At 27.6% G+C, this 16572-nt stretch carries 17 protein-coding genes and 1 tRNA gene; 4 read left to right on the top strand and 14 right to left on the bottom strand.

Annotation, left to right across the window (positions count from 1 at the left end; genetic code table 11):
• Nucleotides 1-149: 149 nt before the first annotated feature.
• The 11 genes from CRU91_RS02810 to CRU91_RS02760 all read right to left on the bottom strand — a co-directional run bounded on the left by CRU91_RS02810 (nt 150) and on the right by CRU91_RS02760 (nt 10266).
• A tRNA-Asn gene (locus CRU91_RS02810) sits at nt 150-224 on the bottom strand.
• Between the two features lie 81 nt (nt 225-305).
• Nucleotides 306-1223: a radical SAM protein gene (locus tag CRU91_RS02805; protein WP_113893172.1), complete on the bottom strand. Its 918-nt coding sequence runs from the start codon at nt 1221-1223 to the stop codon at nt 306-308.
• A gap of 5 nt (nt 1224-1228) precedes the next feature.
• The gene (hemE, locus tag CRU91_RS02800) at nt 1229-2266 is read right to left on the bottom strand and encodes a uroporphyrinogen decarboxylase (protein ID WP_113893170.1); all 1038 of its coding nucleotides are present in this window, start codon (nt 2264-2266) and stop codon (nt 1229-1231) included.
• A gap of 10 nt (nt 2267-2276) precedes the next feature.
• Nucleotides 2277-2789 carry a YqhA family protein gene (locus CRU91_RS02795; protein ID WP_222718375.1) on the bottom strand — a complete coding sequence of 171 codons (513 nt, stop codon included), beginning with the start codon at nt 2787-2789 and terminating at the stop codon, nt 2277-2279.
• Nucleotides 2790-3827 (bottom strand): aspartate-semialdehyde dehydrogenase, encoded by a 1038-nt coding sequence (locus tag CRU91_RS02790; protein ID WP_113893168.1) that lies wholly within the window; start codon nt 3825-3827, stop codon nt 2790-2792.
• 3 nt (nt 3828-3830) lie between these two features.
• Nucleotides 3831-6398, bottom strand: a complete 2568-nt coding sequence (gyrA, locus tag CRU91_RS02785; protein ID WP_113893167.1) for a DNA gyrase subunit A — start codon at nt 6396-6398, stop codon at nt 3831-3833.
• A gap of 136 nt (nt 6399-6534) precedes the next feature.
• Nucleotides 6535-6750, bottom strand: a complete 216-nt coding sequence (locus CRU91_RS02780; RefSeq protein WP_113893165.1) for a YdcH family protein — start codon at nt 6748-6750, stop codon at nt 6535-6537.
• A gap of 54 nt (nt 6751-6804) precedes the next feature.
• Nucleotides 6805-7995: a bifunctional glutamate N-acetyltransferase/amino-acid acetyltransferase ArgJ gene (gene argJ / locus CRU91_RS02775; RefSeq protein WP_113893163.1), complete on the bottom strand. Its 1191-nt coding sequence runs from the start codon at nt 7993-7995 to the stop codon at nt 6805-6807.
• The gene (locus CRU91_RS02770; protein WP_113893161.1) at nt 7996-9120 is read right to left on the bottom strand and encodes a potassium channel family protein; all 1125 of its coding nucleotides are present in this window, start codon (nt 9118-9120) and stop codon (nt 7996-7998) included.
• A gap of 21 nt (nt 9121-9141) precedes the next feature.
• Nucleotides 9142-9330: a 50S ribosomal protein L28 gene (gene rpmB / locus CRU91_RS02765; protein ID WP_026803831.1), complete on the bottom strand. Its 189-nt coding sequence runs from the start codon at nt 9328-9330 to the stop codon at nt 9142-9144.
• A 66-nt stretch (nt 9331-9396) separates the two neighbouring features.
• Nucleotides 9397-10266 (bottom strand): glycosyltransferase, encoded by an 870-nt coding sequence (locus CRU91_RS02760; protein WP_113893159.1) that lies wholly within the window; start codon nt 10264-10266, stop codon nt 9397-9399.
• A gap of 98 nt (nt 10267-10364) precedes the next feature.
• On the opposite strand from CRU91_RS02760, the gene gmhB reads away from it, so the two are divergent.
• From gmhB to gmhA, 4 genes are read left to right on the top strand one after another with little or no spacing between them, the layout of a single operon-like run.
• A complete protein-coding gene (gene gmhB / locus CRU91_RS02755) occupies nt 10365-10883 on the top strand; it encodes a D-glycero-beta-D-manno-heptose 1,7-bisphosphate 7-phosphatase (protein ID WP_113893157.1) in 519 nt (172 codons plus the stop codon).
• A gap of 6 nt (nt 10884-10889) precedes the next feature.
• Nucleotides 10890-11897, top strand: coding sequence for an ADP-glyceromanno-heptose 6-epimerase (gene rfaD / locus CRU91_RS02750; RefSeq protein ID WP_113893155.1), 1008 nt, complete (start codon nt 10890-10892; stop codon nt 11895-11897).
• Entirely contained in the window at nt 11894-13330 is a 1437-nt protein-coding gene (gene rfaE1 / locus CRU91_RS02745) for a D-glycero-beta-D-manno-heptose-7-phosphate kinase (protein ID WP_113893153.1), read from the top strand. Before rfaD ends, rfaE1 begins: the two co-directional genes overlap by 4 nt.
• A complete protein-coding gene (gene gmhA / locus CRU91_RS02740) occupies nt 13311-13877 on the top strand; it encodes a D-sedoheptulose 7-phosphate isomerase (RefSeq protein ID WP_113893152.1) in 567 nt (188 codons plus the stop codon). Before rfaE1 ends, gmhA begins: the two co-directional genes overlap by 20 nt.
• A 96-nt stretch (nt 13878-13973) precedes the next feature.
• Here gmhA and waaF read toward each other — a convergent pair whose 3' ends face one another.
• Genes waaF through CRU91_RS02725 form a run of 3 tightly spaced genes read right to left on the bottom strand, consistent with a single transcriptional unit; the run spans nt 13974 to nt 16568 of the window.
• The gene (waaF, locus tag CRU91_RS02735) at nt 13974-14909 is read right to left on the bottom strand and encodes a lipopolysaccharide heptosyltransferase II (RefSeq protein WP_113893150.1); all 936 of its coding nucleotides are present in this window, start codon (nt 14907-14909) and stop codon (nt 13974-13976) included.
• The gene (locus tag CRU91_RS02730) at nt 14909-15982 is read right to left on the bottom strand and encodes a hypothetical protein (protein WP_235826929.1); all 1074 of its coding nucleotides are present in this window, start codon (nt 15980-15982) and stop codon (nt 14909-14911) included. The genes waaF and CRU91_RS02730 overlap by 1 nt, the downstream gene beginning before the upstream one ends.
• Nucleotides 15972-16568, bottom strand: a complete 597-nt coding sequence (locus CRU91_RS02725; protein WP_222718374.1) for a YrbL family protein — start codon at nt 16566-16568, stop codon at nt 15972-15974. Before CRU91_RS02725 ends, CRU91_RS02730 begins: the two co-directional genes overlap by 11 nt.
• Nucleotides 16569-16572: the final 4 nt, after the last annotated feature.

Here is a 16572-nt window from a genome sequence, read left to right as displayed (position 1 = left end):
GTATTTTAAATAATATCTATCCCCATCTCTAGGTTAAATATTACTACTTGTACAAATTTTTTCTTTTAACATATATATTCGGTTTACAAAGATTACCCTCTCTAAACCTATCAAACTTTAAAGATCTTAGATTTTACTAAATCTTAAAATGGCTCCGGCACCTGGGATCGAACCAGGGACCAAATGATTAACAGTCATCTACTCTACCGCTGAGCTATGCCGGATTATTTTAACCATCTCTGGTCAAATTGGACGGGAATTATAATCGCTTTTTCTGTCTTTGTCAAGGGGTTTTTAGATAAATTTCAAAATTTCTTATAGAATTGAACTCCACTACTACCTACAATACTTATAATATCATCATTTACTAAAGTTTTTAAAATATTTTTTGATTCTTCATCAAACATATTTTCTATATCTTCAAATGTTAAAGGTCGTCTTTTTAATGTAGAAACAATATCTTCTTTTGAATATCTTTCTATTTGTTTTGGTCTATTTTTATAAACTATATTAACATTTATATCACAAAATCTATTTGCAACTTTTTGTAAGAATTCAAAATCAACTGGTATAACCTTATATGCTGGTGGGCGATCAATGGTTCCAATATCTACTCTATTTGGATTTATATTTTTAATAGCCTTATATAAAAGTTCAATTTCTTCATCTTTATCATTCAAATCTTTTACAAATAAAATCTCAATTACAAAATTATTCTTTGTTCTTTTAGAAAATTCTATCATAGATGGAACAATTTTATCTATTTCAACACTATTATCTTGTCTATCAAGTTTTTTAAAACATTTATTGCTTATACAATCTAAAGATAATTTAACAGTATCAATCTTTAATAAAGCTTCAAAAATATCTTTTTTATAAATTGTACTTCCATTTGAAAGTATTAAAGTTTTAATTGAACCCTTTATTTTATTTAATTCATCAATTAATTCATTTAATTTTGGATATAAAGTTGGTTCACCATTACAAGTAATTGTAATAACGTCAATTTTTGGATGTTTTATCAAACTATTTTTAACTTCAGAAACAATATCTTCAACTCTTGGATAAATATCCATTTTATTGATAGTTTTTGCTGGTTCAAGTTCACAATATAAACAATCAAAATTACACTGTTTTTTAGAAGGAGATAGGTCAATTCCCAAAGAGATTCCAAATCTTCTTGAAGGAATTGGTCCAAAAATAATAGAGTTTGAGTAAGACATTTATACTATTTTTTACTAACTCTTTTGCATTCTTTTACAAAGTGAATAGCATTTTCTACTGGTACATCAGGCAAAATACCATGTCCTAAATTGAAAATATGTCCTTCCCCTTGCATAATACTTTGTATTGCTTCAACACATTTTGTAGTCTCAGATTGCGAGTACAATCTACAAGGTTCCATATTTCCTTGAAGTACATATTTACTACCTAATTTTTCTTTCGCAAGAGCCATTGGAGTCCCCCAATCTACACCAAATACATCAAATTTTCCGTAAACTAATCCTCTTTCAATAAAAGAAGGTACTCCCTTTGGGAACATAATAACTGGTATATGCGGATATTTTTCTTTTATATACTCAGCTATTTCAACCATATATTTCCATGAAAATTCGTCATAACGACCAGGTTCTATTGCAGCTGCCCATGAATCGAAAATTTGAACAACATCAGCACCTGCAAGAATTTGTTTTTCTAAATATAATTTAATTACATCTGTTAATTTTCTTAATATTTTATGTAATAATTTAGGATTTGAATACATAATTTTTTTACATAAATTATAAGTTTTAGTTCCTTGTCCTTCTATCATATAAGTAGCCAATGTCCAAGGAGCTCCTGTAAATCCAATCAGTGCTTTATCTTCTGGTAATTGTTGTTTTAAAAGTTTTATAGTCTCATACACATAAGTTAATTTTAAAGCTGCTTCTTCACCTTCAATTAATTTATCTAAATCAGCTTCATTTTTAATAGGATCTTTAAATATTGGTCCTTCACCTTTTATAAAATCTAAGTGCATTCCCATTTCATTTGGAATTACTAAAATATCACTAAATAAAATAGCCGCATCAACCCCTACAATATCAAGTGGCTGAATTGTAACTTCAGCAGCTAATTGTGGATTATGGCAAAGATTTAAAAAATTACCAGCTTTTGCTCTAACTTCCATATACTCTTTTAAATATCTTCCTGCTTGTCTCATCATCCAAACTGGTGTATATGGCGTTGCTTTTCTAAAACAGGCATCAACAAAAATTTTAGACATATTCTTCCCTTTATTTTTTTCCAACTTTACCTGTAAAGTAAAGCCCAATTGATAATGCTACAATTGCTAATGCAAAATATAGTAGCTCTAACGGTGTTTTATAATCTGTATGTAAAACTCTTTCAAAATAGTTTACAACTAAGACCATAATTATAACTTTTGCAATTTTATCTTTTAATTGATCCAGTGAACTTATATTTAAAACTGAACTACAATCATCTTGAGTACAAGCAGCTTCTATTTTAGATATAAATAGTTCATAAATTCCAAACGAAAATATCAAAAGAACAACAGCAATTAAATATAAATCAATAGCTGCAATTACTCCTGCAACTATATCTTCATGAAAATGTTCAGGGTGTTCCCCTGTTAAAAGAGTACTAAGAACAAATTTTGCTACACTAAAAACATCAAAACTTGCAACGAAAAAGAGAATTACTGAACCCATAAAACTAAATATAACAGCTAAGATTACAATAAATCTACTCTTCCATAAACCATTTTCGACAATTTTTTTCAGCATTTACATATCGCTTTCTAATTCTATCCATTTTAAACCAATTCTTACTGCATTTGTTGCAGCTCCTACTCTTACTTGATCTGCAACATTGAAATAATGAACAATATTTGATGAGTAAACATCTTTTCTAATTCTTCCAACATAAGTAAAATCTGTATCTGTTGAAATTATTGGCATTGGATACTTTTTATTTGCTAAATCATCTATTACCTTAACATTTTCAAAATTTTCTAAAGCATTTCGAACTTCACTAATATCAACATCAACTCCATCGTTAAATGTAACAGTTAAAGATTCACTATGAGATCTTAAAACTGGAACTCTTACACAAGTTGCAGCAACTTGAAAGTTTTTATGCATAATTTTTTGAGTCTCATTTACCATTTTCATCTCTTCTTTTGTAAAACCATTATCCATTGCAACATCAATTTGTGGAATTACGTTTAGAGCAATCTGGTGAGCAAATGCTTTAATTTCTGTTTCATCTAATCTGAATGCAAAAAAATCTTGCATTTGTTTAACTAGTTCTTCCATACCGGATTTTCCAGCACCAGAAACAGCTTGATAAGTTGATACATCAACTCTTTTGATACCATATAAATCATCAAGTGGCTTTAAACTTTGAACCATTTGAATTGTAGAACAATTTGGATTTGCAATAATTCCACTTTCTCTCCATAATCTAATATCTTCTGGGTTAACTTCTGGAACAACTAAAGGAACTCTTGGATCCATTCTAAAGTGGCTTGTATTATCAATTACAACCGCACCAGCCTCAACTGCAAATTTTGCAAATTTTTCTGAAACTGAACCACCAGCACTAAAAAATGCAATTTCAATTTCTTGTTCTTCAAAAACACTTTCCGTTAATTCTAAAACTGTGATTTCTTTGTTTTTAAATTCAACTTTACTTCCAGCACTTCTAGAACTTGCTAATGGTACTAATTTATTTATAGGAAAATTCAACTCCTCTAAAACTCTAAATAATTCTTCACCAACTGCTCCAGTTGCTCCAACTACTGCAACATTAAATTTTCTCATTTTCTATTCATCCTCATTTTTATCATTATTTACATCTAATAAACTTGTTATATCATCACTACTATCTGATTCTATAATCTCACCATCCTCGTTATATCTAATAACATTACCATTCTCATCCAGTTCTATCTCTTCATCTTCTTTTGGACATTTTGCAATAGATACAACTTTATCATCTTTATCAACGTTTACAATTATAACTCCACTTGTATTTCTACCAGCTTTTCGAATTGTATTCATATCAACTCTAATCATCTTACCAATTGAAGTTAAAAGCATCAAATCTTGAGTATCATCAACTAAAACTTCTCCAACAACATTTCCAGTTTTTGTAGATAATTTCATAGATATAACACCTGAACCTGCTCTATTTGTTAGTCTATATTCTTCAACTGTTGTTCTCTTTCCAATACCTTTTTCTGAAACTGTTAAAATCTCTTGTTCTTCATTGTCTATAACATCAGCATCAACAACAAAATCTGTATCAATTTTAAACTTAATACCTCTTACTCCTCTTGTACTTCTTCCTTGATCTCTTGTTTTTTCAAGTTCAAATCTTATACATTGTCCAAGACTAGTAAATATCATAATATATTGAGTTTGAGTGTCTGCAATTTTTGCTGTTACTATTTCATCTGCATCATCTAAAACAATAGCTCTTACACCATTACTTCTTATATTACTAAATTCATTTAATGATGTTCTTTTTATAACTCCATTTCTTGTAAAGAATACTAAAGATTTACTTTCATCAAAATCTGGAGTTGGTATTATTTCCATAATTTTTTCATCAGGTCTTAAATTGATTAAGTTTACAACTGCTTTACCTTTTGCTGTTCTACTTCCTTCTGGAATTCTATAAACTTTTAACCAATATAGTTGTCCCATATTTGTAACAAACATCAATGTATCATGAGTATTACTTACGAAAAATCTTTCAATAAAATCATCATCGTGAGTTGTAACTGCAACTTTTCCTTTTCCACCTCTTTTTTGTTTCTCATAAGATTTTATAGGTACTCTTTTCACATAACCATTGTGCGTAATTGTTACAACCATTGGTTCATTTGGAATTAAATCTTCAATATCTATTTCATCATAAGAGTCTTCTATTTCTGTTCTTCTTGGTGTTGAGAATTTTTCTTTAATTTCAGTTAATTCTTCTCTTATAATTTCGTTTAATTTATCTTCACTTCTTAAAATTGATTCTAATTCAGCTATTAAGATCATTAGTTCTTGATATTCAGCTTCTAATTTATCTCTTTGAAGTCCTGTTAATCTTCCTAATCTCATATCTAAAATAGCTTGAGATTGAATATGGCTTAAATCAAATCTTATTTCAAGTTTCTCTTTTGCATCTGCATCATTTGAACTTGATCTTATTATTTTTACAACTTCGTCAATATTATCAACTGCAATTTTTAGACCTTCTAAAATATGAGCTCTTGCTTTTGCTTTTTCTAAGTCAAATATTGTTCTTCTAATAATAACAGTTTTTCTGTGAGACAAGAAGATATTTAAAATCTCTGGAAGAGTAAATACTTTTGGTTCTTTATTATAAACAGCAAGTAAAATAATCCCAAAAGTTGTCTCCATTGGAGTTGATTTGTAAAGATTATTCAATACTATCTCAGCCATTGCATCTTTTTTAAGTTCAATTACAACTCTTATACCTTCTCTATCAGATTCATCTCTAACTTCAGAGATTCCATCTATTTGCTTATCTTTTGCTAAATTTGCAATAAGTTCAATAAGCCTTGCTTTATTTACTTGATATGGAAGTTCATCAATAACTATTATCTCTTTTTTTGCTCTAGTTTCAATATGGTGTTTTGCTCTAATTCTTACACGTCCTCGACCAGTATTGTAAGCATCTATTATTCCTCGTCTTCCAAAAATTGTTCCACCTGTTGGAAAATCTGGACCTTGAATAAACTCCATTAAATCATTTGCTTCTGAACTTGGATTATCAATCAAGTGTAAAATCGCATCAAGTAACTCACCCAAATTATGTGGTGGGATCTTTGTAGCCATACCAACAGCAATTCCTTCACTACCATTTAAAAGTAAAGTTGGAACTCTTGTAGGTAATACTGATGGTTCTTTCATAGTATCATCATAATTTGGTACAAAATTAACTGTGTCTTTATCCAAATCCCTTAATACTTCTTCAGCTATTCTTGTCATTCTAGCTTCTGTATATCTCATAGCAGCAGCATTGTCTCCATCAACAGAACCAAAGTTCCCTTGACCATCAACTAATGGTGCTCTCATAGAAAAACTTTGAGCCATTCTAACAAGTGCATCATAAACAGATGTATCTCCATGTGGATGATACTTTCCAATTACATCTCCTACAATTCTTGCTGATTTTTTATATGCAGCTTTGCTTGTAACATTTAAATCATGCATTGCATAAAGAATTCTTCTATGAACTGGCTTTAATCCATCTTTTGCATCAGGTAACGCTCGTCCTATGATAACACTCATAGAATAGTCTAGATATGAAGCTTTTACAGAATCTTCGATATTCACATTTATAATATCTTGATTTTCAAAAAGGTTTTCCATTTTTAAAGGCCTTTATAATAAAAATTACATCGATTTTATCCAAAATATACTTAAGTATGAGTTTAATAGTATTAAATATAAAAAAAGGGTTAGAAGCAATGCTTCTAACCCTTTTTATAAACAAGAAAAATAAAAATTATTTCTCTGCTTTATATTTAACTATCATAGAATAAATTTCATCTTTTAGTTTTAATTTTTCTTTCTTTTTAGTCTCAATTGTAAATTGATCTGCATGAGAATTCTCTAAATTAGTGATTTCGTGATCTAAATCGTTATGTTTATCAAAAACTCTAACAAAATGTGCATCTTTTTGTCTTAATTCAGCTATTGCATCTCTGTGTTCGTGAAGCATTATCTATCCTTGTTAAATTTGATTTTTTGGATTATAATAAAATTGTTCTTAAAATTAACTTCTATAATCTGCATTTATCTCTACATATTTGTAACCTAAATCACAACCATAAGCTGTAAATTTACCATTGCCCAAGCCAATATCACAAATAATTTTATATCTATCTTTTTTCAATACTGCAAAAGCTTTAGCTTCAGTTTCTTCATCAAAACAAATTTCACCTTTATTGAATACTACTACATCATTGTATGAAATCACAAGTTTTTCATCATCACAATCAATTTGTGAAGCTCCAATAGTTGAAGCAATTCTTCCAAAATTTGGGTCTTCACCAAAAAGTGCAGTTTTCACCAATAAAGAGTTTGATAAAGCTTTTGCTGCCGTTTGGGCTTGTTCATCATTTTTTGCATTTATTACTTCAAAAGCAGCAACTTTTTTAGCACCTTCACCATCAGCTACCATTAACATTGCCATATCATGCATAACAAGTCTTAAAACTTCTTTGAAAGCCTCTTTATCATAAGCATTTGATTTTCCATTTGCTAAAACCATTACAGTATCATTTGTAGAAGTATCACCATCTACTGAAATAGCATTGAAAGTTGTATGAGCATTTGTATGTAAAGCTTCTTTTATATCATTAAATGGAGCATTTGCATCTGTACAAATAAAACAAAGCATTGTTGCTAAATTTGGATTTATCATACCAGCACCTTTTGCAACTGCTCCAATTTTAAAGGATTTACCATTTTCAAGCTTTACTTCATACATACAAGTTTTAGGATATGCATCTGTTGTCATAATGGCTTTACTTAAATTCTCTGCATTTTTAGAATTTAAATCAAACTTTTTAGCTCCAGAAACTAATTTCTCAATAGGTAATCTATTTCCTATAACTCCTGTACTACTCATAACTGGATTTACCAACTTAAAAGAAGAAAAGTCTAATTGAGAAAAGAGGTTATTTATATCTTCTATACCTTTTCTTCCAGTTAATGCATTTGCATTTTTTGAGTTTATTAAAACAAAATTTGTTTTAAAATCTTCTCCATATTGTAAAAAGTGTTTTAATGGTGCAGCTTGAAATTTATTCTCAGTAAAAATCGCTGCAACAGTACAAGGTTCATCTGTATATATAAATCCTAAATCATTATTTCCATTTGGTTTTAATCCAGCATGAATTCCATCACAATAAAATCCATCAATTTGATCAAAAAATCCTTTAATCGGTAAAATTGTAAACATTTAAAATTCCTTTGGTTCATTTATTAAATTTAAAACTCTTCTAGCTCTTAAAATACCCTTTTGAGAGCCGACAATTAACAAATTTGAGCTTTTTTCTATTATTTTGTCACCTTTTGGTAATTGTATAAAAACTCCATTTTGAGTTATTCCTATAACTGAAATTTTTAAATTATCTCTTAAATTTAATTCTTTTAATTCTTTTCCAACTATCCAAGCATTATCATTTATAATAACATCTTCCATAGTTACAGGACTATCTTTTTTATATAAAAATTCATCCAAAATATTTTCCATATCAGGACTTATTGCCATAGCACTAACTCTTTTTGCCATAAGAGATGGAGTTGCCACTACTTTATCAGCTCCTAATTTTTTTAATCTTAATTTCTCATTTTGTGTTTCAGCATTTGAAATTATCAAAAATGGACTTCGTCCTAACTCTTTTTCATAAAGTCTAGCTGAAGCTATAAGAGTAATGTTATCAGAAATATTTTTTGACAAAGATATAACACCTTTTGCTGAACTTAAATGTGATTTCAAAAAAGCATCTTCTTTATACGGTTCTTCTTTTATAAAATATGGATAGTTATTTTCTCTTGCTATTTCTTCTATATTATCACTATTATCAACAACTACAAAAGGGATATGATTTTCTCTAAACTGTTTTGCAACTTGAGCTGTATACTCATTATGATAACATAAAACAAAGTGTTTTCTTAATCTTGCTATTTTAAAAAGCATTCTTCTCTCCCTTAATAATTCTCTTAAATTACCATTCATAAAAACATCTATAACAATACCAACGGCGAACATAGTAGTCGCAAATCCTGCATACATTAAAAATGTAGTAAATAAAATAGTCTCTTCTTGAAATTCAGACTCTTTTAGAGCACCAAATCCTGTATTTGTAAGTGTATATGCAGACTGAAAAATGCCATGCATTATAGTATAATTTTCAAAATACACATACCATAAAGTACCAATCATCATAAGTAATTGAATAAAAATTAATGGTAATCTTAAAGGTTTTAGTTTTGAATAGATTAGCGGGTCTAAATCATATTGAGGTTTAGAACTTTTGAGTTCCCAACCCAAAGATTTTCTTATAGCATTAGAAATGCTCACGAAAGCACTCTTGGTGCTTTATTATGAGTGTTTTTTAAGAGTTCTTAACTCTTTTGCAGAGATTTTTAATTTAGTTGTAGTTCCATCTTCTAATGTAACTCTAACTGTTCTGATATTTGGTAAAAATCTTCTTTTTGTTCTATTTTTTGCGTGACTAACGTTGTTCCCAACCATTGGTCCTTTTCCTGAAATTGCACATCTTCTTGACATTTTGTTTTCCTTCTTTTTTTAGTGAAAAATATTGTCGCATTGTACCTAAATTTTCTTGAGTTAATCTTAAATCTGTGATAAAATTTGATTAAACTTATTTAAATTATTTTCCAGAATACACTCCATTGCTTTTTCTTTATTTTCTATTTTTATTTTGTTCAACTCTCTATCATCATACAAAACTGCATCTATCTTAAAAGCTGTACTAGGGTCATTTACTCTTTCCATTGAAGCATAAACATCTATTATCTCTTTTGCATCATTGTTTATGGGTAAAAAAACAACACATTCACAAAACATAGCTTTTAAAATATTTGTAGCAAATGTTTTATTTTGAGTAGGTAATATAAATATATCAGATATCAAAAAAAGTTCATCAATATTTTTATAATCTTCAAGCAAAATTAGTTTATCTTTAAGTTTTGAATATTTTGTAAGTGAAAAATTCAAGTTTGCAATTTGTTGTTTACTTCCAGCAATAATCACTCTAAAATCTGGGTATGTAATACTTGAACAAATTTCTAAAAACTCTTTAATTCCACTTGTTTTAAAATTTTTTGCTGTAAAAAATATCAATTTTGTAGTTGGAAAAAAATCGAATTTTTCAATATATTTTTCTTTTAATTCATCTATGTTTTTATAGTCAATATTTATTGATGGGTATATTACTTCTATTTTTTCTGAAGATAATTTACTTTTTTGAATAATTAAATTTTTAACACTAAAAGAGTTAGAAATAGTAATTTTAGAATTTTTTATATATTTCATAGCTTTTTCATCTAAAATTCCACTATGAAAATATATATCAGGGAAAGTCTGTTTTTTAAATAATTTTATTAAAGAATTTGGTTCTTTTAAAATTTCAATATTATTTTGTTTTTTTATCTCTTCAATTAATAAATTTGTTGATTTAAAATATACTGTTTTTTTACTCATTTAAAACTTTCATCATATAAAATTTAGACAATAATTATAGTTAAAAGTGCTTTATGTTATTATTTAATAATTTCAAAATAAGGATTTTTATAAATTCAATGCAAAAAAAAATAGTTTATCTTGATAGAGATGGAGTTATAAACAAAGATTTTGGATATGTTTATGAAATAGAAAAATTTGAGTTTATAGATGGCGTTTTTGAAGCTTGTAAACATTTTATAAATTTAGGTTATGAAATAATAATTGTTACAAATCAATCTGGAATTGGACGTGATTATTATTCAAAAGAGGATTTTATAAAACTTACGCAATATATGGAAAATGAGTTTAGAAAGAACCATATTGATATTTTAAAAGTATATTTTTGTCCTCACTCTCCAGAACAAAATTGTGAGTGTAGAAAACCAAATATTGGTATGATTTTACAATCTTTAAACGATTTCGATATAGACTTAAATAATTCTTGGCTTGTTGGAGATAAAATAAGCGATATAGAATGTGGAAAAAATGCTAAAATAAAAAATAGAATTTTAATAAGTTCAAAAGAAGACAAAAATAGTGAAGATTTTTTAGTAGCAAAATCATTATTTGAAACAATAAATTTAATACAAAAGTGAGAGAAAATGAAGTATAACAATATAAACTTTAATAAAAAAACGATTTTAATCACTGGTGGAGCTGGATTTATAGGCTCTAATTTAGCTTTTTATTTTCAAAAAAATTATCCTGATGCAAAAGTTGTAGTTTTAGATTGTTTTAGAAGTGGAGAAACTTTTTCAAATGGAAATTTAAAAAGTTTTGGTCATTTTAAAAATCTCTTAGGTTTTCATGGAATAGTAATAAGTGGAGATATAAATGATAAAAATCTTTTAAAAATTTTAGAAAAAGATTATAAATTTGACTATATTTTCCATCAAGCTGCTATTTCTGATACAACTGCACTAGAACAAGATATTATGATAAAAACAAATGTAAATGCCTATGAAGATTTACTACAAATTGCTATAAAACACAAAGCAAATATGATTTATGCTTCGAGTGCTGCAACTTATGGAGATAGTGATAGATTTGAGGTTGGATTTGAAAAACCAAATAATGTTTATGGATTTTCAAAAGTTATGATGGATAATATCACTTATGAATATTTAAAAAAAGATTTGCCAATAAGTATTGTAGGTTTAAAATATTTTAATGTTTATGGTCCAAAAGAGTTTTTTAAAAATAAAACAGCATCTATGGTAGTTCAATTTGGACATCAAATACTAAAAGGTCTTACACCAAAATTATTTGAAGGAAGTGATAAGATATTGAGAGATTTTGTATATATTGAAGATATTATTCAAGCAAATATAAAAGCTTGTAAACCTAAAAAATCTGGAGTTTATAATGTAGGAACTGGAAATGCTAGAAGTTTTGAAGATATTGTAAATATTTTACAAGAGAATTTAGAAATAGACAATGGAAAAGAGTATATTCCAAATCCATTTATAGGTTCATATCAATTTTTTACAGAAGCAAATATTGAAACTACAAAAAAATTTTTAGATTATAAACCACAATATTCAATGGAAGATGGAATAAAAGCCTATATACCTGAAATTCAAAGATTATTTAAAGAAGAAATAAAATGAATAAATTGGATAAAAAACCAAATATTTTAGTAATTGGTGATTTGATGATAGATCATTATCTGTGGGGTTCTTGCGATAGAATTTCACCTGAAGCACCAGTTCAAGTTGTAAATGTCAAAAAAGAGAGTTCAGTTTTAGGGGGTGCTGGAAATGTAATAAATAACCTTGTAACCTTAGGATCAAATGTTGATGTTATAAGTGTTATTGGTGATGATGTTGTTGCAGATGAACTAAAAAATTTACTTAAAATTATAGAAGTTGAAACTTCAAATTTGATAGTTGAAAAAGATAGAAAGACATCTAAAAAAAGCCGACTAATAGCTTCTCAACAACAAGTTTTAAGATATGATATGGAAAGTATTGATGATATAAATGAAAATAGTCATAAAACAATCATCTCAAATCTTGAAAAAAATATAAAAAAATATAGTTCAATCATACTTTCTGATTATGGAAAAGGTGTTTTAACTACCGATTTAACTCAAAGCATCATAAAAATTGCCAATGAAAATAGTGTAAAAGTTTTGGTTGATCCAAAAGGAAAAGATTATAGTAAATATAAAGGTGCATATACACTTACTCCAAATAAAAAAGAAGCACAAGAAGCCACAAATATAGAAATAAAAGATGAAGAATCATTGATTGAAGCTTCTAAAATATTAAAAGAAAAATGCAATTTAAAAGTTTCACTTATAACTTTGAGTGAGCAAGGAATTGCTATTTTTGATGAACAACTTACCATAAAACCAACAGTTGCAAGAGAAGTTTATGATGTAACTGGTGCAGGTGATACTGTAATCGCTTCTATTGCTTTTGCTTTGGGGAATGGTTTAAATATAAAAGAATCTGTAAGTTTTGCAAACCTAGCAGCAGGAGTTGTTGTAGGAAAAATTGGAAGTGCAACTGCAACACTTGATGAAATTTATGAATATGAATATAGTTTACATAAATCAAACTCAAATTCACATATCAAAACATTTGACGAAATAAGAACTCTAGCTTCAAAACTTCACAATCAAGGTAAAAAAATAGTATTTACAAATGGTTGTTTTGATATTCTTCATGTTGGACATGTAAAATATTTAGAAGAAGCAAAAAGCTATGGAGATGTTTTAATATTGGGATTAAATGCTGATAGTAGTGTACGAAAATTAAAAGGTGAAACAAGACCAATAAACACTCAAGATGATAGAGCATATATTTTAGCTTCCCTTGAAAGTGTAGATTATGTGGTTATTTTTGAAGAAGAAACACCTTATGAACTTATAAAATTAATCAAACCTCATACTTTAGTAAAAGGTGGAGATTATGAAGGGAAAGAGGTAGTTGGTCAAGATATAGCAAATGAATTAAAATTAGTAAAGTTTGTGGATGGGAAAAGTACAACAAATACAATAAAAAGGATAGAGAAAAATGCAAAATGCAATAATTAAAGAATTTTTATCACACCAAGAGACAATAGCAAAAGTTGTAGGAAGTATGGAAGAACCACTTTTAGAAGCTTCAAAAATTGCAGTTGAGACTTTAAAAGCTGGAAATAAAATATTAATTTGTGGAAATGGTGGAAGTGCAGCAGATGCTCAACACTTTGCAGCTGAATTAACTGGACGATATAAAACAGAGCGGCGTGGACTTCCAGGGATTGCTCTTACAACTGATACAAGTGCATTAACTGCTATTGGAAATGACTACGGATATGATAGAGTCTTTGATAGACAAGTTGAAGCACTAGCGAATAAAGGTGATTTACTAATAGGAATATCAACTTCTGGAAACTCTACAAATGTTATAAATGCTTTAAAAGTAGCACGAGAGTTAGGTTGTAAAACTATTGGATTAACAGGTAGAGATGGTGGGAAGATGAATGAACTTTGTGATATAAATCTTGTTGTTCCATCAAATGACACTCCAAGAATTCAAGAGATGCATCTACTTTTTGAACATACAATTTGTCAAATCATAGATAATGAATTGAGTTGAGTATGATATTGTAATTAAATTGTAATCAAGATAGATTAATATTCTTAATCCTATTCTTATGAGAGGCTAAATGAGTAATATTATTTAGCTTTTTTTTTATTCAAAATTACTCAAACTTTTTAAAACATCATTTGCTTTTATTTCTTTCATACAATTATGATGCTTTAATGGACATACTCTTTTCATACAAGGTGCACAATCCAAATTTTTTGTAACAATTATTCCTTTTGGATTATTCCATTGATTTGTTTCAGTGAATTTTGTAGGTCCAAAAATAGCAACAGTTTTTACTTTATAAGCCGCTGCAACGTGCATAGGTCCACTATCATTTGTGATAAATAGGCTTAATCCTGCAATTTTCTCAATAAGTTCAGAAATTGTAGTTTTTCCTGCTAAATTTTGATAATTTGAAATACCTTGTTTTATAAGTTCATTTTCTATATCTTTTGCAATATCAGTTTCAGTTGGTCCTCCAAAAATCACAATATCATATTTGAAAGCAAGATTTATAGCAACTTTTGCAAACTCTTCTGGATACCATCTTTTTGCACTCCCATAAGTAGCACCAGGATTTATTCCTAAAGTTGGCTTATTGTATTTAAAAGCTTCAAAATATAGTTTTAAATCCCCTACTTTATTTTGTAAATCTAAAACTTTATTTACAAAATCATTGTATCTTATACATAAATGTATCTCTTTTTTTGTAAGTCGTTTATAATTGAATTTTTTCTTAGATTTTATAAAAAACATCATGAATTTAGAAGAAAAACTTCTTCTAAAAGATATTGCTAAATCAACTTTCCCTATACTTTTTGCTAAGGAAATGAGAGCTTTATATCTATTTTTTTCTTTTTTTGTATCATCAACTATTACTTTTTCAATATTTGGATATCCAACAAAAGCTTGAGTTGATACAAATGAGCCTAAAATTGTAATTTTAGCTTGTGGATAGGTTTTAATAATATTTTGTATGGCCGGAGTTGCCATAATAGCATCTCCCAACCAAGATGGAATTTCTATAAATATTTTCATTATTTCTCTTTCAATAACTCTTTAAAAGCATAAAATTGTGGATATTTTACTATTTTTCCATCTCTATTATCAACTAAACCATATCCAGGAGCAATTAATTGATGCCAGTAAACTCGTTTTATTTTTTTACTTTTTTTTGCTATTTCAAAATACTCTAGCATATATTTTGTGTACTCTTCATTTGAAACACACTCTTTTTCGCTTGTTGGAGCATATGGAGCTGTATTTTTTATAGGATAATTTGTTTCTGTTATATATATCTCATTACTAACAGTTTTTGGGCTTAGTTTTACAAGTGAAAAAAGTAAATCAATCTTATTTTTTAAATCAAAAATACCATATTGAGTGTTTTTAGGACTTCCTCGTCTATCAACATATAGTAAAGCCGAAGTTATATCATATTGTATTTTTTTTAGATTAAACATCGCTCTTATATTGTAGTAGTATTCAAAATCTATAACTGATGGTCCAAGTAATTTTATATTTGGGAATTTTTGCTCTTTTAAATCTTGTGCAACTTTATAAAAATCCATATACTCTTTTACACTAAAAAAGCCCCATTTTAGCCTATTTATCGTAGTTCCTATTTGAAATTCATCTGAAATATCAGTAAATTTTGTAAAAATAAGCTCTAAATTCTGTTTTAAAAGTTCACCATTTTCTATATTATTTCTATCTTGCATAATATTTAATAAAATATTTTTTTTACTATTTTTATTGAAACTTTTAGCAAAACTTACATAAGAATCAATATTTTGTATATCCCAAAGTGGAAGTCGAATGATAAGATTTTCAACTCCCAGTTCTTCAACTAAATCTTGCTGAATGTTTCGTCCATCATTTTTATCTAAATTAACTCCAAGACCTATAAAATATTTATTTGAAGTTTCAACTCTTCCTTTAAAAAATTTCATAAATAATATAGATATTGGTAAAATAAATAAAGATGTAAAAATCATTTTAAAAAAATCATTTTTATATTTTTTTCTAATAAATGTTTTATATAGCTTGTCTTTTATAATATGTGGCTGATCTGAGAAATTATCCCAAATTAAAATATACTTATCTTTCAATTTTAACTCGTTCAATAAGTCTTAATAATTTTTTCCATTGTGTGATAATTTTATATTTTGTATAAATCTTTGAATTTAAATATAACCAAAGTTTAAAGCCATTTCTTTTAGAACCAAGTCCATCAATTATAATTAGTTTATAGTTATCTTTTTCATATTGACAACATAGAATATTATCTAATCCATAATCAATAAATAATATATTATTCTCAAAAATATACTCTTTTAATTCTAATATCATGTTATTTTCTTTTTTTTTAGTTAGTTTTTTCTGCATAAGAATATCTAAGAATGAAGTAGAAGTCTGCCCATTATAATCATATACTTTATCAAAAACTAAACCTTTTCCTACATTTGTTTCAACAAAACCATAACATTTTGTAATATGTGAAAAAGGAGTATTTGACTTTTCTAGAAATTTAAAATACTTATACTCTATATCATTTCTAGCTCCATTATAAGCCATAATGCCATTTGTTTCATACATAATTTTTATAACTTTTGTAGAGTCTAAAGGGTGTATATAGCAATCTCTTTCTCCACCTCTAGCAATAATATCATGTTTTGTTAATTCTATCTTCTCCAAAAAT

The sequence above is a fragment of the Aliarcobacter vitoriensis genome, assembly GCF_003316695.1.
GTDB lineage: Bacteria > Campylobacterota > Campylobacteria > Campylobacterales > Arcobacteraceae > Aliarcobacter > Aliarcobacter vitoriensis.
This window is presented reverse-complemented; position numbering and strand designations above follow the sequence as displayed.